The sequence below is a fragment of the Pseudomonas sp. MPB23 genome, assembly GCF_046605395.1.
In the GTDB taxonomy this organism is placed as follows: Bacteria; Pseudomonadota; Gammaproteobacteria; order Pseudomonadales; family Pseudomonadaceae; genus Aquipseudomonas.
This window is the reverse complement of sequence record NZ_CP176771.1, coordinates 4,610,025-4,634,429: the sequence shown is the minus strand read 5'-3', so window position 1 is coordinate 4,634,429 and position 24,405 is coordinate 4,610,025. Positions and strand designations below refer to the sequence as shown.

General features: G+C 63.4%; 18 protein-coding genes and 1 pseudogene. 7 read left to right on the top strand and 12 right to left on the bottom strand.

Features of this window, described 5'->3' with window-relative positions; all coding sequences use genetic code 11:
• Positions 1 to 109 precede the first annotated feature (109 nt).
• The 12 genes from ACLH0J_RS20800 to ACLH0J_RS20745 form a co-directional block, all read right to left on the bottom strand.
• The gene (locus ACLH0J_RS20800) at positions 110 to 385 is read right to left on the bottom strand and encodes a peptidylprolyl isomerase (protein WP_017737235.1); all 276 of its coding nucleotides are present in this window, start codon (positions 383 to 385) and stop codon (positions 110 to 112) included.
• A 31-nt stretch (positions 386 to 416) separates the two neighbouring features.
• Positions 417 to 2,966, bottom strand: coding sequence for a PAS domain-containing protein (locus ACLH0J_RS20795; RefSeq protein WP_411388810.1), 2,550 nt, complete (start codon positions 2,964 to 2,966; stop codon positions 417 to 419).
• A 136-nt stretch (positions 2,967 to 3,102) separates the two neighbouring features.
• The gene (locus ACLH0J_RS20790; protein ID WP_411388809.1) at positions 3,103 to 5,061 is read right to left on the bottom strand and encodes an acetoacetate--CoA ligase; all 1,959 of its coding nucleotides are present in this window, start codon (positions 5,059 to 5,061) and stop codon (positions 3,103 to 3,105) included.
• A gap of 46 nt (positions 5,062 to 5,107) precedes the next feature.
• Complete coding sequence (locus ACLH0J_RS20785; RefSeq protein WP_411388808.1) at positions 5,108 to 5,881, bottom strand: 3-hydroxybutyrate dehydrogenase; 774 nt, start codon at positions 5,879 to 5,881, stop codon at positions 5,108 to 5,110.
• A 7-nt stretch (positions 5,882 to 5,888) separates the two neighbouring features.
• Positions 5,889 to 7,280 (bottom strand): GntP family permease, encoded by a 1,392-nt coding sequence (locus ACLH0J_RS20780; protein WP_411388807.1) that lies wholly within the window; start codon positions 7,278 to 7,280, stop codon positions 5,889 to 5,891.
• Positions 7,281 to 7,575: 295 nt separating this feature from the next.
• Positions 7,576 to 8,973 carry a sigma-54 interaction domain-containing protein gene (locus tag ACLH0J_RS20775; RefSeq protein WP_411388806.1) on the bottom strand — a complete coding sequence of 466 codons (1,398 nt, stop codon included), beginning with the start codon at positions 8,971 to 8,973 and terminating at the stop codon, positions 7,576 to 7,578.
• Between the two features lie 10 nt (positions 8,974 to 8,983).
• Positions 8,984 to 10,561 (bottom strand): ABC transporter ATP-binding protein, encoded by a 1,578-nt coding sequence (locus tag ACLH0J_RS20770; RefSeq protein WP_411388805.1) that lies wholly within the window; start codon positions 10,559 to 10,561, stop codon positions 8,984 to 8,986.
• A 10-nt stretch (positions 10,562 to 10,571) separates the two neighbouring features.
• The gene (locus tag ACLH0J_RS20765) at positions 10,572 to 11,594 is read right to left on the bottom strand and encodes an ABC transporter permease (RefSeq protein ID WP_010564631.1); all 1,023 of its coding nucleotides are present in this window, start codon (positions 11,592 to 11,594) and stop codon (positions 10,572 to 10,574) included.
• On the bottom strand, positions 11,594 to 12,655 hold the full coding sequence (locus ACLH0J_RS20760) for a microcin C ABC transporter permease YejB (protein WP_411388804.1): 1,062 nt from the start codon (positions 12,653 to 12,655) through the stop codon (positions 11,594 to 11,596). Before ACLH0J_RS20760 ends, ACLH0J_RS20765 begins: the two co-directional genes overlap by 1 nt.
• On the bottom strand, positions 12,655 to 14,514 hold the full coding sequence (locus ACLH0J_RS20755) for an extracellular solute-binding protein (RefSeq protein WP_411388803.1): 1,860 nt from the start codon (positions 14,512 to 14,514) through the stop codon (positions 12,655 to 12,657). The genes ACLH0J_RS20760 and ACLH0J_RS20755 overlap by 1 nt, the downstream gene beginning before the upstream one ends.
• Before the next feature lie 130 nt (positions 14,515 to 14,644).
• Positions 14,645 to 14,926, bottom strand: coding sequence for a peptidylprolyl isomerase (locus ACLH0J_RS20750; protein WP_010564634.1), 282 nt, complete (start codon positions 14,924 to 14,926; stop codon positions 14,645 to 14,647).
• 90 nt (positions 14,927 to 15,016) lie between these two features.
• Positions 15,017 to 15,511 carry a DUF1543 domain-containing protein gene (locus ACLH0J_RS20745; RefSeq protein WP_411388802.1) on the bottom strand — a complete coding sequence of 165 codons (495 nt, stop codon included), beginning with the start codon at positions 15,509 to 15,511 and terminating at the stop codon, positions 15,017 to 15,019.
• Positions 15,512 to 15,617: 106 nt separating this feature from the next.
• Between ACLH0J_RS20745 and ACLH0J_RS20740 the strand changes: the two genes are divergently transcribed.
• The 7 genes and pseudogenes from ACLH0J_RS20740 (at position 15,618) to icmH (ending at position 24,402) form a co-directional block, all read left to right on the top strand.
• A complete protein-coding gene (locus tag ACLH0J_RS20740) occupies positions 15,618 to 16,439 on the top strand; it encodes an aldo/keto reductase (protein WP_411388801.1) in 822 nt (273 codons plus the stop codon).
• A gap of 405 nt (positions 16,440 to 16,844) precedes the next feature.
• Positions 16,845 to 18,320, top strand: coding sequence for a type VI secretion system contractile sheath large subunit (gene tssC / locus ACLH0J_RS20735; RefSeq protein ID WP_411388800.1), 1,476 nt, complete (start codon positions 16,845 to 16,847; stop codon positions 18,318 to 18,320).
• Between the two features lie 66 nt (positions 18,321 to 18,386).
• Positions 18,387 to 20,168, top strand: a complete 1,782-nt coding sequence (tssF, locus tag ACLH0J_RS20730; protein ID WP_411388799.1) for a type VI secretion system baseplate subunit TssF — start codon at positions 18,387 to 18,389, stop codon at positions 20,166 to 20,168.
• A complete protein-coding gene (gene tssG / locus ACLH0J_RS20725; RefSeq protein WP_411388798.1) occupies positions 20,132 to 21,139 on the top strand; it encodes a type VI secretion system baseplate subunit TssG in 1,008 nt (335 codons plus the stop codon). The genes tssF and tssG overlap by 37 nt, the downstream gene beginning before the upstream one ends.
• An 89-nt stretch (positions 21,140 to 21,228) precedes the next feature.
• A pseudogene (locus ACLH0J_RS20720) lies at positions 21,229 to 22,200 on the top strand (sigma-54 interaction domain-containing protein); the annotation flags it as partial.
• A gap of 1 nt (position 22,201) precedes the next feature.
• Positions 22,202 to 23,533: a type VI secretion system baseplate subunit TssK gene (tssK, locus tag ACLH0J_RS20715; RefSeq protein ID WP_411388797.1), complete on the top strand. Its 1,332-nt coding sequence runs from the start codon at positions 22,202 to 22,204 to the stop codon at positions 23,531 to 23,533.
• 5 nt (positions 23,534 to 23,538) lie between these two features.
• Positions 23,539 to 24,402: a type IVB secretion system protein IcmH/DotU gene (icmH, locus tag ACLH0J_RS20710; protein WP_411388796.1), complete on the top strand. Its 864-nt coding sequence runs from the start codon at positions 23,539 to 23,541 to the stop codon at positions 24,400 to 24,402.
• Positions 24,403 to 24,405 lie beyond the last annotated feature (3 nt).

Sequence of the window (24,405 nt, the reverse complement as noted above, 5' to 3'; positions counted from 1 at the left end):
CCTGTGGCGGATCGGGAGCAAGCCCCCACAATGAACCACGTTCCTCCAGGTGAAATGCGGTTCATTGTGGGAGGGGGCTTGCTCCCGATAGCGGCCTCAAGCCCAACACTCAATCGCGATAAAACACCTGCACCAAGTGATACCCGAACTTGCTCTTGATCGGCCCATGCACCACCCGCAAGGGTTTCTTGAAGATCACCGCGTCGATCACCCCGACCATCTGCCCCGGTCGAATCTCCCCCAGATCGCCGCCGCGCTTGCCCGACGGGCAGGTGGAGTATTTCTTGGCGAGCACATCGAAGGCTTCGCCCTTGGCGATGCGCTGCTTGAGTTGTTCGGCTTCTTCGCTGGTTTTCACCAGGATATGGCGGGCTTGGGCTTTCATAACGATCTACCAGGTGTGCGACGGCGCGCGATTATGCCTGATCCGAACCTTCGACGCTGATCATGCTGCGGATTTTGGTGGCCAGCAGGTCGATGGAAAACGGCTTGGCGACCATGTCCATGCCGTCCTCCAGGAAGCCCTTGCGCTCGGTGGCTTTCTCCGCGTAACCGGTCATGAACAACACCTTGAGGCCTGGACGGTGCTGGCGGGCGATTTCCGCCAGTTGCCGGCCGTTCATGCCGGGCAGGCCGACGTCGGTGACCAGCAAGTCCACGCGCAGGTCCGATTCCAGCAGCGGCAGCGCCGTGCGGGCGTCGGCGGCCTGGTGCGCGGTGTAGCCCAGTTCGTCGAGCACATTGACCACCAGCATGCGCACCGCCGGGTCGTCCTCGACCACCACCACCGCCTCGCCGGCCAGCGCCATGGGCGCTTCGCTCAGGTGGGACGGGGCGTGGCTTTCCAGCGCGGTGCCGTGCAGGCGTGGCAGGTACAGGCGCACGCAGGTGCCCTGGCCCGGTTCGCTTTGAATGGTCACATGCCCGCCGGATTGCTGGGCAAACCCGTAGATCATCGACAGCCCCAGGCCCGTGCCCTGGCCGATGGGTTTGGTGGTGAAGAACGGGTCGAAGGCCTTGGCCAGAATCTTCGGCGCCATGCCGCTGCCGTTGTCGCACACGCCCAGCATCACGTAGTCGCCGGCCTTGACCGGTTCAAGGGTGGTGATGTCGGTGCCGTCGAGGTAGCTGTTGGCGGTTTCGATCAGCAGTTGGCCGCCGTCGGGCATGGCGTCGCGGGCATTGATCACCAGGTTGAGCAGGGCATTTTCCAGTTGGCTGGCGTCGGTGTTCACCGGCCAGATATCGCGGCCCAGTTTGACCTTGAGCTCGATGTGCGCGCCTTTGGTGCGTTGGAACAGGTCTTCCAGGGACGCCACCAGTTGATTGGGGTCCAGCGGGCGGCGGTCCAGCGACTGGCGCCGCGAGAACGCCAGCAGGCGATGGGTGAGGGCGGCCGCGCGATGGGCGGAGGACACGGCGGCGTCGGTGAAGCGGCCGATCTCTTCGCTGCGCCCGGCGGCGATGTAGCGCTGCATCAGGTCCAGGCTGCCGATGATGCCGGTGAGCATATTGTTGAAGTCATGGGCGATGCCGCCGGTCAACTGGCCCACCGCTTCCATCTTCTGCGCATGGCGCAGGGCGTCTTCGGCGCGCTCGCGTTCGAACATCTCGTTTTGCAGGCGCAGGTTGGCCTCGGCCAGCGCCTGGGTGCGCTGGGCCACCCGTTCTTCGAGGTTCTCGTTGAGGTGGCGCAGGGCTTCTTCGGTGAGTTTGCGTTCGGTCTCGTCGATCACAAAGATGTAGAAACCGTTCACCGAACCGTCGTTGCCGAAGCGCGGCAGGTACTTCATCAAGGCATGGCGCGGCCGCCCGTCGCGGTGCGGGGCGATGGTCATGAAGCTGCACGCTTTGCCCTTGAGCGCGGCGGCGATCTTGTCTTCGCGCCCGGCGTACGCGTCGTCGCCGAGCACTTCGCGGATGGTCTTGCCGTACAGCTCCTGGGGCGTCATGCCGTACCAGTCGAGGTAGGCGCTGTTGTTCAGGCGAAAACGCTGCTCATGGTCGACGTAGCCGATCAGCACCGGCATGGCGTTGATGATCAGTTGCAGCTCGGTCTGGCTTTGGCGCAGGGCCTGTTCGGTATTCTTGCGTGCGGTCAGGTCCAGCGCCGCACCGAGGAAACGCGCCGGGTGGCCTTGCTGATCCTTGTAGCAGCGGCCACGGGCGAAGACCCAGCGCACCTGGCCGTCGGCTTGCAGCAGGCGATATTCCTCGGCGTATTCGCTGCCGTGGGTGATGCAGTGCTTGATGCTGCGCGCCACCATGCCCCGGTCTTCGGGGTGCACGCCGTGCAGGTAGGCGCTGATGGGCAGGCGCCCGGCGTCACTGGGATCGACGCCGTGCAGGCCGGCGAAGTGGGCGTCGGCGATGAAGCGATCTTCGCCGATGTCCCAATCCCAGGTGCCCACGGCACCGGTGGCGGCCAGGGCCAGTTGCAGGTGTTGTTCGGTGTTGTGCTGGGCCTTGAGGCTGTCTTCGGAACGCTGTTGCAGTTCCTGGGTTTTGCTGCGCCGCTCGTTGGTTTCGATGGCGGTGACCAGGATGCCCGCCACCTGGCCGTGCTCGTCGCGGATCGGGCTGTAGGTGAGGTCCAGCCAGATCTCGGTGTCGCGGTTATTGCGCTGCAGCACGAAGGGCTGCTCGCTGAAGCTGCGCACCTGGCCGCTGAGGACGGCGTCGTAGACCGGCGCGGTAAAACTTTGCAGCTCCGGCCAGGTGGCATGCGCCGGCTGGCCCAGTGCGCCGGGGTGCTTGTTGCCCGCCAGCCGGGCGAAGCCGTCGTTGTAGAGTTGGATGAGTTCGCGGCCCCACAGCAGCAGCATCGGCATCGGCGAGTTGACGACGATATCCACGGCGGTGCGCAGGCTTTGCGGCCAGTCATTGGCCTCACCGAGCGGGCTTTGCGCCCAGTCCAGCCGCGCAATCAATGCAGCAGCTTCGCTACCGGTGGATGTTCCATTCATGAAAAAGCCCTGAGCTTGACGCTTTGAAAATGACAACAGCGGATTATCCCGGGACGCGGGAACGGCTGACTACCCCTCGAAAAATAGCACGCATTGGGGCTTTGTCTTCAAATGAGTGGCTCAGGGCTGAAACCTTTCACCCTTGTGCAAGCTCGGGGCGATCGCGAAATTGCGCCAGGGCCTGCGGGTTGGCCAGTGCATCGGTGTTCTTCACCGGCTCGCCATGCACCACATTGCGCACGGCCAGTTCGACGATTTTGCCGCTGATGGTGCGCGGGATATCGCTGACGGCGAGGATCTTCGCCGGCACATGGCGGGGCGTGGTGTTGGCGCGGATCACTTGGCGGATCTGTTGCTCGAGGGCGTCGTCCAGCGCGATGCCGTCCTCCAGGCGCACAAACAGCACCACGCGCACGTCGTCCTGCCAGCGTTGGCCGATGGCGAGGCTTTCCAGGACCTGCGGGACTTTCTCCACCTGGCGATAAATCTCGGCGGTGCCGATGCGCACCCCACCGGGGTTGAGCACCGCATCGGAGCGCCCGTGAATCAACAGGCTGCCGTTGGGCCGCTGTTCGGCGTAGTCGCCCTGGGCCCACACGCCGGGGAACTGGCTGAAATACGAGGCGCGCAGCTTGGTCCGGTCCGCGTCGTTCCACAAACCGATGGGCATGGCCGGAAAGTGTCGGGTGCACACCAGCTCGCCTTTTTCCCCGACCAACGGTTGACCCTGGTCGTTCCACACCTCGATGGCCATCGCCAGGCTCTTGCACTGCATTTCACCGCGCCGCACCGGCAACACCGGGTTGCCGATCACAAAGCAGGAGACGATATCGGTGCCACCGGACATCGACGACAGGCACAGCTCGCCCTTGATCTCGCGGTACACGTAGTCATAGCTCTGGGGCGACAGCGGCGATCCCGTGGAAATCAGGCCCTTGAGGCTGCCCAGGTCATGGCTCAGGCGCGGTTGCAGCCCGGCTTTTTCCAGGGCGGCGAGGTACTTGGGGCTGGTGCCGAACACGCTGATCCGCTCTGCGTCGATCAGGTCGATCAAGCGCTCCGGCCCCGGATGAAACGGCGAGCCGTCATACAGCACCGCCGTGGCGCCGAGGGCCAGCACCGACACCAGCCAGTTCCACATCATCCAGCCACAGGTGGTGTAGTAGAACAGGCCGTCCTGATCGGACAGGTCGGCGTGCAGGCCGTGTTCCTTGAGGTGGGTGAGCAGCACGCCGCCGGTGCCGTGGACAATGCATTTGGGCACGCCGGTGGTGCCGCTGGAATAGAGGATGTACAGCGGATGGTCGAACGGCACAGCGACGAATTCAGGTGCGCCGCCGGGGGTGTAGAAGTCGTTCCACAGCGCGACGCGGGCCTGGGTGCGGTAGTCGTCGATGCGCGCCTGGGGCCGCGTGTACGGCACGATGATCAACTGTTGCAGGGACGGCAGGCGTTCGAGGATTTCATTGAGCTTGGCGCTCTGGTCGATGTCCTTGCCGGCGTAGCGATAGCCGGCGCAGGTGATCAGCACCTTGGGTTCGATCTGGCCGAAACGGTCGATCACGCCCTGGGTGCCGAAGTCCGGCGAGGAACACGACCAGATCGCGCCCAGGCTGGTGGTGGCCAACATGCCCGCCAGGGTCTGCCAGGTGTTGGGCATGCACGCGGCGACCCGGTCGCCGACGCCGACCCCGGCGGCCCGCAGGCTGTTTTGCAGGCCGGCGACATGGGCGGCCAGTTCGGCATAGGTCAGTTGTTCGCGCTGGCCGTCTTCCGCGATGGCGACCACGGCGGGGTGGTCGTCGCGACGGCGCAACAGGTGTTCGGCGAAGTTCAGGGTCGCGCCGGGAAACCACTCGGCGCTGGGCATCTCGGCGCCTTCGAGCAGCGTCGCGGTGGGCGGGCTGCGAAACTGCACGTCGAAGAACGCGACGATCGCCTGCCAGAAGTCCGCACGCTGGTCGATGCTCCACTGGTGCAGGGCCGGGTAGTCGCCCAACTGCATGCCGTGGCGATCATTGATAAAGCGTCGGAACTGGTCCATCCGTGTCGCGCGGATGCGTTCGGGGGAGGGTTGCCAGAGGATCTCGGACATCAGCAAAGTCTCTTGTTCTTATGATTTGTAGGCGCCCGGCTCGGTTTTATTGGGCCAGCCAGCCGCCGTCGATGTTCCATGCCGCGCCACGCACTTGGGCGCCGGCTTCGCTGCACAAAAACAGCACCAGCTCGCCCAGTTGCGGCGGCGTCACGAATTCCAGCGACGGTTGCTTCTCTGCCAGCAGATCATGCTGGGCCTGTTGTGGGTCGACGCCGCTGGCCGTGCGATCGTCGATCTGCTTCTGCACCAGTGGCGTCAGCACCCAGCCGGGGCAAATCGCGTTGCAGGTCACGTTGCTGGTGGCGGTCTCCAGGCCGACCACTTTGGTCAAACCGATCACGCCGTGCTTGGCCGCCACATACGCGGCCTTGCCCACCGAACCGACCAGGCCGTGCACCGAGGCGATATTGACGATGCGCCCCCAGCCCTTGGCCTTCATGCCCGGCAAGCTCAGGCGCGTGCTGTGGAACACCGAGGACAGGTTGATCGCGATGATCGCGTCCCAGCGCTCCACCGGGAACTCCTCCACCGCCGCCACATGCTGGATGCCGGCGTTGTTCACCAGAATGTCCACGCCGCCGAATTCACGCTCGGCGTAGGCGATCATGTCGGCGATCTGCGCCGGGTCGCTGACGTCCGCCGGGTGATGCCCGACCTTGCCGCCGAACGCCTGCACTTGGGCGATCACCGCGCTGGCGTCGCCAAAGCCGTTGAGAATCAGGTTGGCGCCGGCTTTTGCCAGGCTCAGCGCGATGCCCAGGCCGATGCCGCTGGTGGAACCGGTGACCAGGGCGGTCTTGCCATTCAAGTTCGTCATGAAAACCTCACACAATGCCAGTGGCGTAGAAAGTACCGATCACCACGAACACCGCGAGGGTCTTGATGATCGTGATGCCGAAAATGTCCTTGTAGGCTTCGCGGTGGGTCAGCCCGGTGACCGCCAGCAGGGTGATCACCGCGCCGTTGTGGGGCAGGGTGTCCATGCCGCCGCTGGCCATGGCCGCGACCCGGTGCAGCACTTCAAGGGGGATATTGGCCGCATGGGCCGCAGCAATGAAACTCTCGGACATCGCCGCCAAGGCGATGCTCATGCCGCCGGACGCCGAACCGGTGATGCCCGCCAGCAGGGTCACGGTGATCGCTTCGTTGACCAGCGGATTGGGGATGCCCTTGAGCCAGTCCGCCAGCACCAAAAAGCCTGGCAACGAGGCGATCACCGCTCCGAAGCCGTATTCCGACGCGGTGTTCATCGCCGCCAGCAGCGCACCGCTGACCGCGCTCTTACTGCCTTCGGCGAGCTTGCTTTTGATCGCTGACCAGCCGAACACCAGCACCATGACGATGCCCACCAGCAGCGCGGCCTGCACCGCCCAGATCGCGGTGAGCTTGGCGATTTCGGTGGTCACCGGCGCGCTCATGCCCGGCAGGCTGAGGCTATGGGTCTTGCCGTACCACTGCGGGATCCAGTGGGTGAACAACAGGTTCATCACCCCCACCAGAATCAGTGGCGACAGCGCGATCCAGGGATTGGGCAAGGTCAGGTTCTCGGCGGTTTCCGGCTCGTTGCGCAGCTCGGTGCCGTAGCCCTCGCCGGCCCGTTGCGCCTTGTTGCGCTGGCGTGCCAGGTAAAGCATGCCGGTGCAGAACACGAAGATCGTACCGATCAGCCCCAGCCACGGCGCGGCCCAGGCGGTGGTGTTGAAGAAGGTGCTGGGGATGATGTTCTGGATCTGCGGCGTGCCGGGCAGGGCGTCCATGGTGAACGAGAACGCGCCGAGGGCGATGGTCGCCGGGATCAGGCGCTTGGGGATGTCGCTCTGGCGGAACATCTCCGCCGCGAACGGGTAGACCGCAAACACCACCACGAACAGCGACACGCCGCCGTAGGTGAGCAGGGCGCACACCAGCACAATCACCAGCATCGCCTGGCGCGTGCCAAGCAGACGGATCGCGGCGGCGACGATGGAGCGCGAGAAGCCCGACAGCTCGATCAGCTTGCCGAACACCGCGCCGAGCAGGAACACCGGGAAATACAGTTTGATGAAACCGACCATTTTCTCCATGAACACCCCGGTAAACGCAGGGGCGACAGCGGACGGGTCGGTGAGCAGGACAGCGCCGAGGGCGGCGATGGGGGCGAACAGGATAACGCTATAGCCACGGTAGGCAGCCAGCATCAGCAGCGCGAGGGCTGCCAGGGCAATGATCACACTCATGGTGTGTCTCCATCGGATTGTTATTTTTGTGGGGTGAAGCGGTGGGGAAGGGCTATAGCGAGATGCGTGCCATGTTTGCAATTTATTGATTTATATAGATATTTTTTAATGTTCAGAGCCAGGCTACCGGGTGTGTCTCGATATCGAGACAAGCCGGGAGCCCATGTGGGAGGGGGCTTGCTCCCGATAGCGGTGTGTCAGTCGGCAAATGCGTTGGCTGGAAAACTGCTATCGGGAGCAAGCCCCCTCCCGCAAGGGTTGTCTCTGTATGGAGAGTTGTGTCTCTATTTGGAGATCAAGCGATGCCCAGGGCGACCATTTTCTTGTACAAGGTCGACCGGCCAAGCCCCAACTGCCTGGCGGCGTGAACCACATTCCCACCGCAGGCCTTGAGCGCCGCCGCGATCACCTGCCGATCGAAGCGCTCTCGCGCGGCGGCGAAGGTCTCGCCCTCGACCGTTTGCACATCGCTGCGCGTCACCGGGCTGAACGTGCCGATGGCCGCGCGAATCTCGGCGGTATTCAACACCCGGTCATCGCTCAACAACGCCGCGCGCTCCAGTACATTGCGCAGCTCGCGGATATTCCCCGGCCACGCATGCTGGGCGAGCAACGCCAGGGCCTCGCGGTCCAGCTCATGGTGGCTGTGCAGGTCCTCAAGGATCGCCTCGCTCAACGCCGGAATATCCTCCAGCCGTTCACGCAACGGCGGCACCTGGATCGGCAGCACATTGAGCCGGTAATACAGATCGGCGCGAAACTCGCCGCGCTTGATCGCCGCTTCCAGGTCCATGGACGTGGCGGCAATCACCCGCACATCGCTGTGCAGCATCTCGTTGGAGCCGACCGGCTCGAACTCCTTCTCCTGCAACACCCGCAGCAGTTTGCTTTGCAGCGGCAGGGGCATGTCGCCGATTTCGTCGAGGAATAACGTGCCGCCCTGGGCGATCTGGAATTTGCCGGGACGGCCCTTGCGGTCGGCGCCGGTGAACGCACCCGGCGCGGTGCCAAAGAACTCGGCTTCGAGCAGATCATGCGGAATCGCGGCGCTGTTGATGCTGACAAACGCTTTGCTGGCGCGGGGCGATGCGCCGTGAATCGCCTGGGCCAGCAGCTCCTTGCCGGTGCCGGTTTCCCCCAGCAGCAACACCGGCGACTCGGCACTCGCGCTGCGCCGCGCGCGGCGTTTGACGTCCAGGCTGGCGGCGCTGGTGCCGATAAAGTGCGCGAAGTTGTACTTGCTCTGGCGCTTGCGCAGCAGCGAACGGGTGGACGCCAGTTCCTGCTGCATGCTCAGGTAACGCTCGATCAGCGGCGACAGGTTGCGCAGTTCATCGAACAACGCAAAGCCGATGGCGCCGATCACCGCGCCGGCATCGTTGTGGATCGGCAGGCGCATCACCACCAACGGGCCTTTGGGTGTGTCCTGGATATCCAGCAGGATCGGCTGGTCAGTGCGCACCACCTGGCGCAACAGGCTGTTGGAAATCACCTGTTCGCAGGGTTGGCCGATGGCTTCATCGGCGCTGGCCAGGCCGAACCGCTTGGCGTAGCGCTCGTTCATCCAGACGATATTGGCGTCGCGGTCGACGATCACCGTGCCTTCGCTGGACTGCTCGATGATCTCGAACAGCGACCGGATCGCCAGGCCGCGAACCTGTTCGTAATCCTTGAGGCTATCGGTGATGTTCATGTTCTCGCTCCTACAACGGCATGTGCGCGGCGGCCAGCAATTCCTTGGTGTAGGGGTGTTGCGGCGATTCAAACACATCATGGCTGGCGCCGCGCTCCACCACCTTGCCGTCCTTGATCACGATCATGTCATGGGCCATGGCGCGCACCACGGCCAGGTCATGGCTGATGAACAGGTAGGTCAGGCCGTATTTTTCCTGCAGCTCGCGCAACAGCGCCACCACTTGTTTCTGCACCGTGCGGTCGAGGGCCGAGGTGGGTTCGTCCAGCAGCATCAGCGCCGGCTTGAGCACCAGGGCGCGGGCGATGGCGATGCGCTGACGCTGGCCGCCGGAAAACTCATGGGGGTAGCGATGCCGGCTGGCCGGGTCGAGGCCGACGTCCTTGAGCACCTGGATCACCTGCGCATCGCACTCGGCCAGGCTGCACGGCGCATGCACTTCCAGGCCTTCGCTGATGATCTGCTGCACGGACATGCGCGGGCTGAGGCTGCCATAAGGGTCCTGGAACACCACCTGCATCTGCTTGCGCCACGGGCGCATCTGATGGTGGTTGAGCGCATCGAGCGCCGCCCCCTGGAAGCGGATGCTGCCGGTGGAATCCAGCAGGCGCAGGATCGCCTGGCCCAAGGTCGACTTGCCCGAGCCGGACTCGCCGACGATCCCCAACGTCTTGCCGCGCTGCACGCTCAGGCTGATGCCGTCCACCGCACGCAGGTAGGTCTTGCGCTGGAACAGCCCGCCGCCGAGGGGGAATTGCACGGTCAGGTCGTGCACCTCCAGCACCGTCTCGCGCGCTTCGCTGCACAGCGGTTCGCCCGAGGGTTCCGCGTCCAGCAGCAATTGGCTGTAGGGGTGTTGCGGCGCGTTGAACAAGGTCTCGCAGTCGGCCTGCTCGACGATCTCGCCGGCGTGCATCACGCACACGCGCTGGGCCATGCTGCGCACCAGGTTGAGGTCGTGGCTGATCAGCAACAACGACATGCCCAGGCGTTGCTGCAGGGATTTGAGCAGCAGCAGGATCTTGCGCTGCACGGTCACGTCCAGCGCGGTGGTGGGCTCGTCGGCGATCAGCAGTTGCGGTTCGCAGGCCAGGGCCATGGCGATCATCACCCGCTGGCGCTGGCCGCCGGAGAGTTGGTGCGGATAGGCCTTGAGGCGTTCTTCGGGTTTCTGGATGCCCACCAGGTCCAGCAGTTCCAGAATCCGTGCCTGCGCCGCCTTGCCGCCCAGGCCCTTATGCAGCAGCAGGGTTTCGCCGATCTGCTTTTCGATGCTGTGCAGCGGGTTGAGAGAGGTCATCGGCTCCTGGAAGATGATGGCGATGCGGTCGCCACGCAGCTTTTGCAGGCTGGCAGCCGACGCGCCGATCAGTTCCTGGCCACGGTACTTCACCGAACCACGGGTTTCGGTCCCGGCTTCGGGCAGCAGTTGCAGGATCGAAAGCGCGGTCACCGATTTGCCCGAGCCCGACTCGCCGACCAGCGCCAGGCACTCGCCGGGGCGCACGTCCAGGCTCAGGTTGCGTACCACGGGCTGGCCGCCGAAGGCGACGCACAGGTCGCGGATCTCGATCAGGTTGTCGCTCATACGCACTCACTCATGAACGGGGGTCGAAGGCGTCACGCAACGCCTCGCCGATAAATACCAGCAGCGACAGGATCAGCGCCAAGGTGAAAAAGGCCGTCAGGCCCAGCCACGGCGCTTGCAGGTTCTGCTTGCCCTGGGCGATCAATTCACCCAGCGACGCGCTGCCCGCCGGCATGCCGAAGCCGAGGAAATCCAGGGCGCTCAAGGTGGAAATCGCCCCGGTCAGAATGAACGGCAGGTAGCTCAGGGTGGCGGTCATGGCGTTGGGCAGGATGTGCCGGCGAATGATCTTGCCATCGCCCAGGCCCAGGGCCCGCGCGGCCTTGACGTATTCGAGGTTGCGCCCGCGCAGGAACTCGGCGCGCACCACGTCCACCAGCGCCAGCCAGGAAAACAGCGCCATGATCCCCAGCAGCCACCAGAAATTCGGTTCGACAAAGCCCGACAGGATGATCAGCAGGTACAGCACCGGCAGCCCGGACCACACCTCCAGCACGCGCTGGCCGATCAGGTCGACCCAACCGCCGTAGTAACCCTGCAAGGCGCCCGCTGCAATGCCGATGGACGCGCTGATCGCGGTGAGCGCCAGGGCGAACAGGATCGACACCCGCGCCCCGAAGATCACCCGCGCCAGCACATCCCGCGACTGGTCATCGGTTCCCAGCCAGTTCACCGCCGACGGCGGGCTCGGGGCAGGGCGGGTCAGTTCATAGTTGGGCGTGTCGTCGCTGAAGGGCACCGGTGGGAACAGCATCCAGCCGCCGTCCTGCTTGATCAGCTTTTGCACGTAGTCGCTGCGGTAATCGGCCTGGAACGGCAGTTGGCCGCCGAATTGCTGCTCGGTGTAGCGCTTGAACACCGGGAAATACAGCTCGTTCTTGAAGCTCAGCACCAAGGGCTTGTCATTGGCGATCAACTCGCCGCCCAGGGTCAGGATGAACAGGCCGATGAACAGCCACAGCGACCACCAGCCACGCCGGTTCTTCTTGAACCGCTCGAAACGTCGACGGGCCACGGGAGACAGATTGAGCATCAGGCGTTCCTCGCGGCGAAGTCGATACGCGGGTCCACCAGGGTGTAGCAGAGGTCGCCGATCAGTTTTATCAAGAGGCCGAACAGGGTGAAGATAAACAGCGAACCGAACACCACCGGGTAATCGCGGGACACGGCGGCTTCGTAGCTCATGCGCCCCAGGCCGTCGAGGGAGAAGATCACTTCGATCAGCAGGGAGCCGGCAAAGAACACGCTGATGAACGCCTGGGGAATCCCCGAGATCACCAGCAGCATCGCGTTACGGAACACATGGCCGTACAGCACCTGCCGTTCGCTCAAGCCTTTGGCGCGGGCGGTGACCACGTACTGGCGCGTGATTTCGTTGAGGAACGAGTTTTTGGTGAGGATGGTCAGGGTGGCGAACCCGCCGATCACCAGCGACGTGACCGGTAATACCAGGTGCCAGAAATAGTCGGCGATCTTGCCCACCGTGCTCAGTTCATCGAAGTTTTCCGAGACCAGGCCGCGCACCGGAAACCAGTTCAGCGAGGTGCCGCCGGCGAACACCACGATCAGGAACATCGCGAACAGAAACGCCGGCATTGCGTAACCGATGACGATCGCGGTGCTGCTCCACACATCGAAGCTGCTGCCATGACGCACCGCCTTGCGAATCCCCAGGGGGATCGACACCAGGTAGGTGATCAGCGTGGCCCACAGGCCGAGGGAAATGGTGACCGGCATTTTTTCCAGGATCAGGTCGGTGACGGTCGCGCCGCGAAAGAAGCTGTTGCCGAAATCCAGTTGGGCGTAGCTCTTGAGCATCAGCCACAGGCGTTCCGGTGCGGGCTTGTCGAAGCCGTATTGTTTTTCGATGTCCTTGATCAGTTTCGGGTCCAGGCCGCGGCTGGCGCGGGAGCCGCTGCTGAGGCCTTCGCTGGCGGAACCGCCGATGGCACCGCCGCCGATGCCCTGCAGGTGGGCGATGGCCTGTTCCACCGGGCCGCCCGGCGCGGCCTGCACGATCACGAAATTGACCAGCAGGATGATCACCAGTGTCGGGATGATCAGCAGCAGGCGCCGCACGATATAGGCAAACATCAGCGGGCTCCCGGGTGTTTTTTCAGCGCGGTTTTCATTTGTTCGTTCGTCAGTGGCGTGGGGCTGATTTCCCACCAGGTTTCCAGGGCTTCGTCATTCTTCGCCTCGATGGCCGGGCGCCCGAAGCGGTTCCACCACGCGGCGGAGGTGCCCGGCGGGTAGTAATTGGGAATCCACAGGTAATTCCATTGCAGCACCCGGTCCAGGGCGTGGGCATAGGTGAGCATCTGCGCCTGGGTGTCGGCTTTCACCAGGCCCTTGATCAGGCTGTCGACGGCCGGGTCCTTGAGCACGATGTAGTTGTTGGCGCCGGGGTCGAACGCGGCGGAGGAGCCGAAATAGTTGTACAGCTCCATGCCCGGCGAGGTGGTGACCGGGAAGCCGGTGACGATCATGTCGTAGTCCCGTGTCATCAGGCGGTTGACGTACTGCGAGGAGTCGATGCGGCGGATGTTCAGGGTGATGCCGATCTGCGCCAGGTTGCGCTTGTACGGCAGCAACAGGCGTTCCAGGCCGGCCTGGGCATTGAGGAAGGTGAACTCCAGTGGCTCGCCCTCGGCGTTGACCAGCTTGTCGCCGTCGGGTTTCCAGCCGGCTTCCTTGAGCAGCGCCAGGGCTTGCAGTTGCTTGTCACGGATCATGCCGCTGCCATCGGTGACCGGCGCCTTGAACACCTGGGTGAACACCTCGTCGGGCACCTGGCCGCGCAAGGGTTCCAGGATCGCCAGTTCTTCGGGGCTGGGCAGTTGGGTGGCGGCCAATGGGCTGTTGGAGAAAAAGCTCTGCTGGCGGATGTACATGGAGCGCATCATCTGCCGGTTGGCCCATTCGAAATCCCACAGCATGGCCAGGGCCTGACGAACGCGGCGGTCCTTGAACATCGGGTTTTGCACGTTGAACACATAGCCCTGGGCCGGTTGCGACATCTCTTTGGCCAAGTGCGCGCGTTGCAGGCGCCCGTCGTCCAGGGCCGGGCCGTTGTAGCCGATCGAATAGCCGGTGGCGGAGAACTCACGGTTGAAATCGTAGGCGCCGCCGCGCAGCACCTGGCGCGCCACTTCGGTGTCGCCGAAGAATTCCAGGCTCAGGTGATCGAAGTTGTACAGGCCACGGCTGACGGGCAAGTCCTTGCCCCACCAGTTGGGGTCGCGGGTGAAGGTGATGGTGCTGCCAGCGTCGATTTTGCTGATCTTGTACGGGCCGCTGCCCAGCGGGGCTTCGTAGCCGCCGCCGTTGGCGAAGTCGCGGGTTTTCCACCAGTGCTCGGGGAACACCGGCAGGACGGCGATATCCAGGGGCAGGGTGCGGTTTTCGTTGCTGGAGAAATCGAAGCGCACCTGGCGCGGGCCTTCGACCTCGACGTGCTTGACGTCGGCGAACACGGTGCGAAAGCGCAGGCTGCCCTGGGTCATCAGCAGGTCGAAGCTGTAGCGCACGTCTTCGGCGGTGATCGGCGTGCCATCGGCGAAACGCGCCTTGGGGTTGAGGAAGAAGCGCAGGGACAGGCCATCGTCGGCGCGGTCCATCTTCTCGGCCACCAGGCCGTAGACCGTGTAGGGCTCATCCAGGGAACGCTGGGCCAGGGGCGAATACAGCCAGCCGTCGACCTGGGACACGCCGATGCCTTTGTCGATATAGGGCAGTACATGGTCGAAACGCCCGATCTCGATGGCCGAACGCCGCAGGCTGCCGCCCTTGGGGGCGTTGGGGTTGGTGTAGTCGAAATGGCTGAAGCCAGCGGGGTATTTGGCCGGTTCGCCGTACACGGTCAGATAGGTTTGCGGGGCCGCGATCACAGCGGTGCTGGCCAGCAGCAGGGCCAGGGTAGAGCTAAATAGAGTCGAAAAAGCCAGTCGCATTATTAGCCTTGAGCGCCGGGAGGAGAAGAATAGGGCTTTGTACGCTAACGGTCTGAGCATCGCCAGTCATCCCATGCACAACGGCCCACCAAAAGGCGGGCCGTTGTATGAAGTCTCAGCGCGGACGGGATCAGTCCTGGCGGCTGGTGACTTCCAGCAGGTGATAACCGAACTGGGTTTTCACCGGGCCTTGCACGGTGTTGACCGGGGCGCTGAAGACGACGGTGTCGAATTCTTTGACCATCTGGCCTGGACCGAACGAACCCAGGTCACCGCCTTGGCGGCTGGATGGGCAGCTGGAGTTGGCTTTGGCGACTTCTGCGAAATCAGCGCCGCCTTCGATTTGGGCTTTGAGTTCGTTGCACTTTTCTTCAGTGGACACGAGGATGTGGCGGGCGGTGGCTTTGGCCATGGGGATTAACTCCTTGAGTGAAAAAGGGGCAGGGTACCGGATTCAGGCGGTTATTTCCTGGCAAAGTTCCCGGTCGTTGATCGGGTGGGCTCAGGGCAGGACGATATAGTCATTGTGCTGCACGATTGGCCGGTGCGGGGCCTGGACAAGGTGCAGGTACCGGCCATCCACCAGATCGATGGGCAGGCAGTCGTCGATATCCAGTACGCCGTCGGTGTGGGCCTGGGACCAGTGGCGTAGCATTTGTTCCTTGCCCTGGCGGGTGGCGTCCTGTTTGTTGCGGGCGACGACCAGCAGGTAGTGATGGGCTTCGCCGAAGCTGTTGGCCTCATAGCCGCCGAGGTTGAGGAAGTACAGGTGGTGGGCGTCGGCGGCGGGGGCCAGGGGGCTGAGGTGGATTTTCCAGCCGTCTACGCCGTCCACTGCCATCCATGAGTCGATATGCACACCCTTGGGGCCGCCGAACCAGGCGTCGCGCAGTTGCGGGTAGGTGGCTTGCAGCGTATCCGCCACGGCGAATACCACATCGTGCACTTCGATTTTCGCCCTGGGGTGCTTGCCCCCGAGCATCACGACAAACAGCATTGCAGGTTCTTCCTGGCGACTTGGCAGAGGGCAACCATACTTCGATTGAACCCTTTTGTCCGGCCAATGCCACATTGTTAATCCGCGAATTTATCAGGAGGTTGTCATGCGCAGCATTGATCTGGCGGGCGTGCCCGTCCCTGTCATCGGCCAGGGCACTTGGCGCATGGGCGAAGACCCTGACCGCTATCGCGCCGAAGCCGCGGCGCTGCAATTGGGGATCGACGTGGGCATGAGCCTGATCGACACCGCCGAGATGTATGGCGAGGGCGGCGCCGAAACGGTAGTGGGCGAGGCCATTCGCGGCAGGCGCGAGCAGGTGTTCCTGGTCAGCAAGGTCTACCCGCACAACGCCAGCCGCAAGGGCGTGCCCCGGGCCTGCGAGGCCAGCCTCCAACGTCTGGGCACCGACTACATCGATCTGTATCTGTTGCATTGGCGCGGCCAGCATCCCCTCGAAGAAACCGTCGAAGCCTTCGAGCGTCTGCGCGAAGCCGGCAAGATCGGGCGTTGGGGCGTGTCCAATTTCGACGTGGCCGACCTGCAGGCACTCGCATCCCCGGCCTGTGCTACCAATCAGGTGCTCTACAACATCGAAGAGCGCGGTATCGAGTTCGACCTGCTGCCCTGGTGGCAACAACACCATTTGCCGTTGATGGCCTACTGTCCGATCGCCCAGGGCGGCGCGTTGCTGTCCAGCCCGACCCTCAAACAGATCGCCCATCGCCATGAAGTCACGCCGGCCCAGGTCGCCCTGGCCTGGGTCATTCGCCAGGACGGTGTGATCGCCATCCCCAAGGCGGTCAATCCTGAGCATGTGCGTCTCAATGCCGCGGCTGCCAATCTGCGCTTGGATGAACACGATCTGGACGCCATCGACCGCGTATTCGGGGCGCCCAAGCGCAAGCATGCGCTGGCGATGGTTTAGCCTTTGACGAAAGACCGAAGATGACAGTAAAGGCGGTAATAACCGTCAGGGGATGAGTGTCGGTTGAATAGCAAAGGGAAAGTTACGCGTAAGTTCGTATTTAGTTGCGCGTGGGACTTATCCGGCAGTGAAACAAGGCTGGCGCAAAATGTTGCGAAAGCCTTGATTTAATTAGGGTGTAGGAGATTCCTTAAGTGCCGCGCCGTGGCTTGTCGAATGTTCTTTGCATGACTAAGGTTTGCGCACTTCGCGGCCAATAGGGCGAAGTTCAACGCGTGGTAATAAGCGTGGTTAATACATGCTTGGTTGAACTTTTCTGTATTGATGAGTTGTGTGCGGGTCCTGGCGGAATTGGGGCTTGGCAGCCCGGCCGCCTGACATTTTCAGTCAAAGGACACTGACTCCATGATCACCCAGCCAGGCGCGCTGCCCGCTCAACCCGTTGCTCAACGCAGCCTCCTCGACACCCTCGTTGCCCAGACGGTGCTGAGTATGGACGACGAGACTTACCGCATCGCCAAGCGCGGTGTCTCGGCCTTTATCGCAGAACTGATCAAGCCGCATAACCGCGACGAGCCCGTGAAGAAACGCCTGGTCGACCGAATGATCGCCGAGATCGACACCCGGCTCAGTCGACAAATGGATGAGATTTTGCACCACCCCGATTTCCAGGCGCTGGAAGCTGCCTGGAGGGGGCTGCAGTGGCTGGTCGAACGCACCGATTTTCGCGAAAACATCCAGATCGAATGGCTCAACGTCTCCCGCCAAGACCTGTTCGACGACTTCGAAGACGCGCCGGAGGTGACCCAGTCCGGGCTGTACAAACATGTCTACAGCGCCGAGTACGGCCAGTTCGGTGGCCAGCCCGTGGGCGCGATCATCGCCGACTATTTTCTATCCCCCAGCGCGCCCGACGTGAAGTTGCTGCAATACGTCTCCAGTGTGGCGTGCATGGCCCATGCGCCCTTTATCGCCGCAGCCGGGCCGGGGTTCTTCGGCCTGGACCGTTTCACCGGCCTGCCCGACCTCAAGGACCTCAATGACCATTTCGATGGGCCGCAGTTTGCCAAATGGCAAAGCTTTCGCCAGAGCGAAGACGCGCGCTATATCGGGCTGACCCTGCCGCGTTTCTTGCTGCGCACGCCCTACGACCCGCTTGAAGCGCCGCTCAAGAGCTTTGCCTACCGGGAAAACGTGGTGAACAGCCACGAACACTACCTGTGGGGCAACACCGCCTACGCCTTCGCCAGCCGCTTGACCGACAGCTTCGCGCGGTTTCGCTGGTGCCCGAACATCATTGGCCCGCACAGCGGAGGGGCGGTGGACGACTTGCCCTCGCATGACTTCCAGAGCCTGAGCGCAATCGAGACCAGGATGCCCACCGAAGTATTGGTGTCCGACCGCCGTGAATACGAACTGGCACAGCAGGGCTTCATTGCCTTGACGATGCGCAAGGGCAGCGACAATGCCGCGTTCTTCTCCGCCAACTCGGTGCAAAAGCCCAAACAGTTCGGCTTCGGCGCCGAGGGCCGGCAGGCCGAGTTGAATGACCGCCTGGGTACCCAATTGCCCTACATGATGGTGGTCAACCGTCTGGCCCATTACCTCAAGGTCTTGCAGCGTGAGCAGTTGGGTGCATGGAAGGAACGCACCGACCTGGAGCGCGAGCTCAACCAGTGGATTCGCCAGTACGTGGCCGACCAGGAAAACCCCAGCGCCGAAGTGCGTGGGCGGCGGCCGTTGCGTGCGGCCCGCATTGTCGTCAGTGACGTCGAGGGCGAGCCGGGCTGGTACCGCGTCAACCTGAGTGTGCGGCCGCACTTCAAGTACATGGGGGCGGATTTCACCCTGTCCCTGGTTGGCAAGCTGGATAAAGCATGAGCAGCGGCCAGGCGATGCTCCATCACCAACGGCTGCGGGGTGCGCGGCGCAGCGAGGTCTGGGCGCATGTCCTTTAATCGTTATTACCAAAGCGAGCTCAGCGCACTGCGCCAACTCGGGCGGCAGTTCTCCGAACGCAATCCTGCGCTCGCGCCGTTTCTGGCCGAGGCCGGCCAGGACCCGGATGTGGAGCGCTTGCTCGAAGGCTTTGCCTTTCTCACGGGGCGCTTGCGGCAGAAGCTGGATGACGAACTGCCTGAGCTGACCCATGCCTTGATGCATTTACTGTGGCCCAACTACATGCGGCCGATGCCCGCGTTCAGCATCTTGCAGTTCGACCCGCTGAAGCACGCCGGCCCCGGCGTCACGGTGGCGCGGGATACACCGGTGGAAAGCACAGCCGTGCATGGCCAGCACTGCCGCTTTCGAACCTGCTACGACACCCAGGTCCTGCCGCTGCAACTGAAAGCCGTGGATTTCAGCGCGCAGGGTGAACGCGCCACGTTGAGCCTGCACCTGGAGATCAGTGCTGGAGCGCCTTTCAGCACGTGCGCGTTCGAGCGGTTGCGCCTGCACCTGGCGGGTGATCGCTGTATCGGCCAAGGGTTGTACCTGAGCCTGTTGCGCCACCTCGAGGGTGTCGAGTTGCTGCCGTTCGACCGCGATGGCCTGCCGGTCCGCGCACACCAGGGCCAGGCCCTTTCGTTGCGACTGGGCGCCGAGCAGGTGCAGCCGGTGGGGTTCAGCGAGGAGCAGGCGTTGATTCCTTATCCGATGAACACCTTTCGCGGGTATCGACACCTGCAGGAATACTTCGTCTTTCCCGACAAGTACCTGTTTGTCGATGTGTGCGGGCTGGATGTGCTGCAGCGGTTGCCCCCTGAGCAGCTCACGCAGGTGTGCGGCGTGGTCATGCGCTTCGAGCTGCGTCAACCCTGGCGTGAGCCCCGGCAGCCCGGCCTGGACAACGTAAAGCTGTACTGCACGCCCATCGTCAACCTGTTCAAGCATGACGCGCTGCCGATTCGCCTGGATGGCAAGCAGGATGAATACCTGTTGATGCCGGGTGAGTATTCGCGGGAGAACGCCTGTGTGTTTTCGGTCGACCGCGTCACCGGTTGGCATCCCGCCGGCCTCGGTTATCAAACGTACGTGCCGTTTGAATCCTTCGAGCATGACAGCGACGCCACCACGGCGGCCCCCAGCTACAGCATCCGCCAACGCCCGTGCCCCCGGCACGCCGGGCTCGATACCTGGTTGGGGTTTGCCAACGGCGCGCAGCAAGACCTGCACACGCTGTCGGTCGAGCTGACTTGCACCAACCACAACCTGCCACGGCAACTGCCGATCGGCGCGATCAACCGCGCGTGCGAGCAGACGCCCCAGGGCTTGTCGTTTCGCAATATCTGCGCGCCGACCGCGAGTTTCTCGCCGCCGCTGGAGCAGGATTTTCTTTGGCGGCTGATCAGCAACCTGTCGCTCAACTACCTGTCATTGAGCGACATCCAGGCGTTGCGAGTCATCCTCGAAACCTACGACCTGCCGCGCTACCACGACCGCCAGGCGCAAAAGGTCAGCGAACGCCGGCTAGGCGCATTGCGCTCGGTCAGCCACACGGCCGTCGACCGTTTGCACCGTGGCTTGCCGTTCCGGGGCTTGCGGATTGACCTGACGGTCGATCCACAAGGCTTCCTGGGCCAGGGCGAAGTGTTTGTGTTCGCGTCGGTGCTCAACGAGTTCTTCGCACTCTACGCCAGCCTTAATGCCTACCACGAACTGCGAGTCACCAGCACACAAGGAGACGTGTACCTATGGCCACCCCGGATGGGCCAGCAGCCCCTGCTTTGACGGCACTGTCCTGTGTCATCCGCGAATACTCGCTGTTCCAGGCGGTGATGCAGGTGATCCAGCGTTTGCGCGTCGAGTACCCGACGCTGGACGACGACGCGTTGTATGACCGCCTGGAATTCCAGGCCAACCCAGGCCTCGGGTTTCCCGGCCACGACATTGATCGGCTGGAATTTTTCGTCGAACACGGGCAAGTGCGCGCGCGCCTGCGCCTCAACGTGCTGGGCCTGTATGGCGCGGGTTCGCCGTTGCCGGCGTTCTATGGCGAGCAGGCGCTGGGCGATGGCTTGAGTGGCAGGGCGACCCGCGATTTTCTTGACCTGTTTCATCACCGCCTGCAACGGCTGATGCTGCCGATCTGGCGCAAATACCGTTATCACGCGCGCTTCCAGAGTGGCGCGCGGGATGCTTTTTCCGAGCAGATGTTTGCCTTGATCGGATTGCGCGGCCAGCAGATCCGCACCACGGCGCAAGTGGACTGCAAGCGCTTGTTGCCCTACCTGGGGTTGCTGGGCCTGCGCGCACATTCGGCCGCCTTGATCGAGACGGTGCTGCGTTACTACTTCAAGCACAACCCTGTGTTTATCGAGCAATGGGTCGAGCGCACGGTGGACATCGTCGAATCGCAGCGCAATCGGCTCGGCGGCGCCAACAGTGTGCTCGGTCATGACCAGGTGTTGGGCAGCCGGGTCGCCGATCGCAGCGGCAAGTTCAGGGTGCATATAAAGGGCCTGAGTTGGCGGCGCTTCCATGGCTTTCTCCCGACGGGGACGGACTACCCGCTGCTGTGTTCATTGGTGCGTCTGACCGCCCGTGATCCGTTGGAATACGACGTGCGCCTGGTGCTGGCCAAGGAAGAGATCAGGCCGTTGCACCTTGGCGAACACAACGTGTGTCGCCTCGGTTGGACCAGTTGGCTGGGGCATGAGTGCGCCGATGGTGTGGTCATCGTTGCCAGCAACGCTCGATAGGGATGAATGCAATGAAAATGGAACATGTGCTCGACCCTCTGGCGCACACGGTCGCCTTGCCCATGTGCGGCGCGCTGGTGGGGCATGGGGCGTTCGGGTTGATCGGCAATAGCGCGGCCATGGCTGAAACCTGTCGCTTGATCGGCAAGGTGCTCAATACCGCCCGCACCGTGCTGCTGCGCGGTGAGACCGGCACCGGTAAAGAACTGGTGGCGCGGGCCATCCATGCCGCCGGGCCACGCCGTGGCAACGTATTCGTGGTGCAGAACTGTGCGGCCTTTCCCGAAGGCTTGCTGGAAAGCGAGCTGTTCGGCTATCGCAAGGGGGCCTTCACCGGGGCTGATCGCAACCATGCGGGGTTGTTTGACGCGGCTCACGGCGGCACGTTGCTGCTCGACGAAATCGGCGATCTGCCGCTGGCGCTGCAGGTCAAGTTGCTGCGGGTGTTGCAGGAAGGCGAAATTCGCCCCCTCGGCACCAGTGCGGCGCACAAGGTCGACGTGCGCATCATTGCCGCAACCCACCGTGACCTCCCGGCGATGGTCGCCCAGGGCAGTTTTCGCGAGGACCTGTATTTCCGCCTGGCGCAATTTCCCATCGCGTTGCCGGCCCTGCGTGAGCGTGACGGCGATGTGCTGCTGTTGGCGCGACATTTTGCGCAACAGGCCTGTGCGGCCCAGGGACGCGCCGCCGTGGGCTGGTCGAGTGCGGCCCTGGATCGGCTGTCCAACCATGGTTTCCCCGGCAATGTCCGCGAGCTCAAATACCTGGTGGAACGTGCGGTGCTGCTCTGCGATGAGGGTGTGATTTTGCCGGCCCATTTGTCCCTGTCCCAGGCCACCGCCAATGAAACCGGGAATACCACGCTCCGCCAACGCATGGAGCGGGTGGAGCGGGTGCTGCTGATCGACTGTCTGCGCAAGCACGGTGGCAACCGCACCCATGCCGCGCGTGAGTTGGGCATTGCGCGGCGCACGCTGCTCTACCGCCTGGCGCACTTGAAGATCCCCCTGGGCGATGTACACACAGACGCCGTTCACCGCGACAGTAAGGAGCATTGATATGCAGGTGCATAACGTTATCTGGCAGGAAGGCATGCTGCTGCGGCCCCAACACCTGCAACACAGCGACCGCTACTACCATCGCCAGCTCAACCGGACGCGGCTGCTGGCGTGCGATGCCTGGGGATTCCTCAGCCTCGACCTCGACCTGCAATACCTCAACATGGGCAAGGTGGTGGTCAGCCAGGCCAGCGGTGTATTGCCCGACGGTAGCCTGTTCGAGCTGAGCGGCGCGATGGAACCCCTGGTGCTGCAGGTGCCGGCCAGCGCCGACGGGCAAGCCGTGTACCTGGCGCTGCCGCTGGCCACCGACCATCAGGTCGAGGTGCGCAAGCAGGAGCAACCCGAGGTAATGGCGCGCTACGTCGCCTGGGAAACGGAGATTGGCGACTCCAATGCCGGCGTCGATGCCCGTTGCCAGATCCACTGCGCCCGCCCGGATCTGCGCCTGACGCTGGGAGAGCAGCCGAGTGACCCGTTCTACGTGAAACTCCAGGTCGCCCGGGTACTGGACTCGACCCGCGAAAGCGGCGTGCGCCTGGACCCGGATTTCGTGCCGACGTTTATCTATCTCCAGGGCTCGGGGTATGTGTCGTCGTGCATCAAGGAAGTGCTCAGCCTGCTGACGACCCGTGGCGATGCGATTGCCGCACGCATCCAGGGAACCGGCGGGACGGCGGGAGGCGCGCAGGTCGGCGAGCTGCTGATGCTGCAACTGATCAACCGTGTGCAAGCGATATTGCATCACTGCTTGAGCCAGCCTCAGGTGCGTCCGCATGGGGTGTACCGGGAGTTGCTGTCGATGCTCGCCGAGTTGTCGACCTTCAACCCCGACAACCGGCGCGTGCAATTGGACGGGCAGTACCAGCACGCTGACCAGGGCGCGAGTTTTCGCGGATTGATGCACAGCATTCGCAGCGTGTTGTCGTGGGTCCTGGAACAGCACGCCATCGAACTGCCCCTGCAACCGCGCCAATACGGCGTGCTGGTCTGCCCGGTGAACGATCTCGGCTTACTCGGCACGGCGACCTTTGTCCTGGCCGCTACGGCGCAGTGCGAGGCCGAAGAGCTGCGTCACCGACTGCCAGCGCACCTGAAGATCGGCCCCGTGGAGCGCATCCGCGAGCTGGTCAACCTGCACCTCGCCGGGATCAAGGTGCAGCCCCTGCCGGTGGCGCCGCGCCAGATTCCGTTCCACGCCGGCAAGACCTATTTCATGCTCGACCTCAGTGCCCGTGACATCGCGCAGTTGGAGCAGTCGGGCGGTTTTGCCTTCCACGCCAGCGGTGAGTTCACCGAGCTGGAGCTCAACTTCTGGGCCATCAGGAACTGAACCTCATGACGCTGGACAAGGATTACCCGCAGGACGAAAAAACCGTGTTGCTCGACCGTGACGGCGTCGGCCCGGCGCAGGGCGCGCTGACGGACTTCCCCGCGCCGCCGCGTTTCGAGCGACTGCGCGAGCGGATGATCCACACCGCCCGCGTGCAGGGGCTGCAAGGCTTGGATAAGGCGCCCAATCCCCTGGTGGCGGCGGCGTGGGAACTCCTGTCGCAAGTGGCCCAGCTCAAGGCCGGTGGCGGCCGTGAAAGTCTGCATGCGCTCAATGAGCGCTTGTCGTCGGGCATCAGCATGTTCGAGGCGCAGGCCCGGCATCAGGGCGTCGAAGCGGATCAGGTGCTGTCGGCGCGCTATGTGCTGTGCAGCGTGATTGACGAGGCGGTGGTCACCACCGCGTGGGGCGGTCGTAGCGACTGGTCCAGGAGCAGCCTGTTGAGTCGTTTTCACAACGAGACCTTCGGGGGCGAGAAATGCTTCCAACTGCTGGCGAACCTGTCCCGCGACCCGGTGAAACACGTGGCTCTGCTGGAACTGATGTACCTGTGCCTGGCGATGGGCTTCGAAGGCAAATACCGCGTCATGGAACGGGGAGGGGCCGAGCTTGAGGTGATACGCGACGCCTTGTACCGACAGATTCGACATGTGCGCGGTGCGCGGTTTTCCCTAGCTGCGCCGCCAGTGCCGGACACGCCGCCGCCTGCCCGGGTGCGCCGGCTCAGCGTCGGCTGGACCGCGACAGCGGTGTTGGTCTGCCTGCTGGCGATGTACTCGGGGTTTGCCTGGGTGCTGGGCCAGGAGCGCAGGGCGGCGCTGCAATCTTTTCAACCGGTGGCGTCGGACTCGACTCGCACGCCCTTGTAACGC

What these genes read in the sequence shown, in the direction of transcription:
- ACLH0J_RS20800 (WP_017737235.1), bottom strand. Translation starts at nt 385, where the DNA reads ATGAAAGCCCAAGCCCGCCATATCCTGGTGAAAACCAGCGAAGAAGCC.
- ACLH0J_RS20795 (WP_411388810.1), bottom strand. Translation starts at nt 2,966, where the DNA reads ATGAATGGAACATCCACCGGTAGCGAAGCTGCTGCATTGATTGCGCGG.
- ACLH0J_RS20790 (WP_411388809.1), bottom strand. Translation starts at nt 5,061, where the DNA reads ATGTCCGAGATCCTCTGGCAACCCTCCCCCGAACGCATCCGCGCGACA.
- ACLH0J_RS20785 (WP_411388808.1), bottom strand. Translation starts at nt 5,881, where the DNA reads ATGACGAACTTGAATGGCAAGACCGCCCTGGTCACCGGTTCCACCAGC.
- ACLH0J_RS20780 (WP_411388807.1), bottom strand. Translation starts at nt 7,280, where the DNA reads ATGAGTGTGATCATTGCCCTGGCAGCCCTCGCGCTGCTGATGCTGGCT.
- ACLH0J_RS20775 (WP_411388806.1), bottom strand. Translation starts at nt 8,973, where the DNA reads ATGAACATCACCGATAGCCTCAAGGATTACGAACAGGTTCGCGGCCTG.
- ACLH0J_RS20770 (WP_411388805.1), bottom strand. Translation starts at nt 10,561, where the DNA reads ATGAGCGACAACCTGATCGAGATCCGCGACCTGTGCGTCGCCTTCGGC.
- ACLH0J_RS20765 (WP_010564631.1), bottom strand. Translation starts at nt 11,594, where the DNA reads ATGCTCAATCTGTCTCCCGTGGCCCGTCGACGTTTCGAGCGGTTCAAG.
- ACLH0J_RS20760 (WP_411388804.1), bottom strand. Translation starts at nt 12,655, where the DNA reads ATGTTTGCCTATATCGTGCGGCGCCTGCTGCTGATCATCCCGACACTG.
- ACLH0J_RS20755 (WP_411388803.1), bottom strand. Translation starts at nt 14,514, where the DNA reads ATGCGACTGGCTTTTTCGACTCTATTTAGCTCTACCCTGGCCCTGCTG.
- ACLH0J_RS20750 (WP_010564634.1), bottom strand. Translation starts at nt 14,926, where the DNA reads ATGGCCAAAGCCACCGCCCGCCACATCCTCGTGTCCACTGAAGAAAAG.
- ACLH0J_RS20745 (WP_411388802.1), bottom strand. Translation starts at nt 15,511, where the DNA reads ATGCTGTTTGTCGTGATGCTCGGGGGCAAGCACCCCAGGGCGAAAATC.
- ACLH0J_RS20740 (WP_411388801.1), top strand. Translation starts at nt 15,618, where the DNA reads ATGCGCAGCATTGATCTGGCGGGCGTGCCCGTCCCTGTCATCGGCCAG.
- tssC (WP_411388800.1), top strand. Translation starts at nt 16,845, where the DNA reads ATGATCACCCAGCCAGGCGCGCTGCCCGCTCAACCCGTTGCTCAACGC.
- tssF (WP_411388799.1), top strand. Translation starts at nt 18,387, where the DNA reads ATGTCCTTTAATCGTTATTACCAAAGCGAGCTCAGCGCACTGCGCCAA.
- tssG (WP_411388798.1), top strand. Translation starts at nt 20,132, where the DNA reads ATGGCCACCCCGGATGGGCCAGCAGCCCCTGCTTTGACGGCACTGTCC.
- tssK (WP_411388797.1), top strand. Translation starts at nt 22,202, where the DNA reads ATGCAGGTGCATAACGTTATCTGGCAGGAAGGCATGCTGCTGCGGCCC.
- icmH (WP_411388796.1), top strand. Translation starts at nt 23,539, where the DNA reads ATGACGCTGGACAAGGATTACCCGCAGGACGAAAAAACCGTGTTGCTC.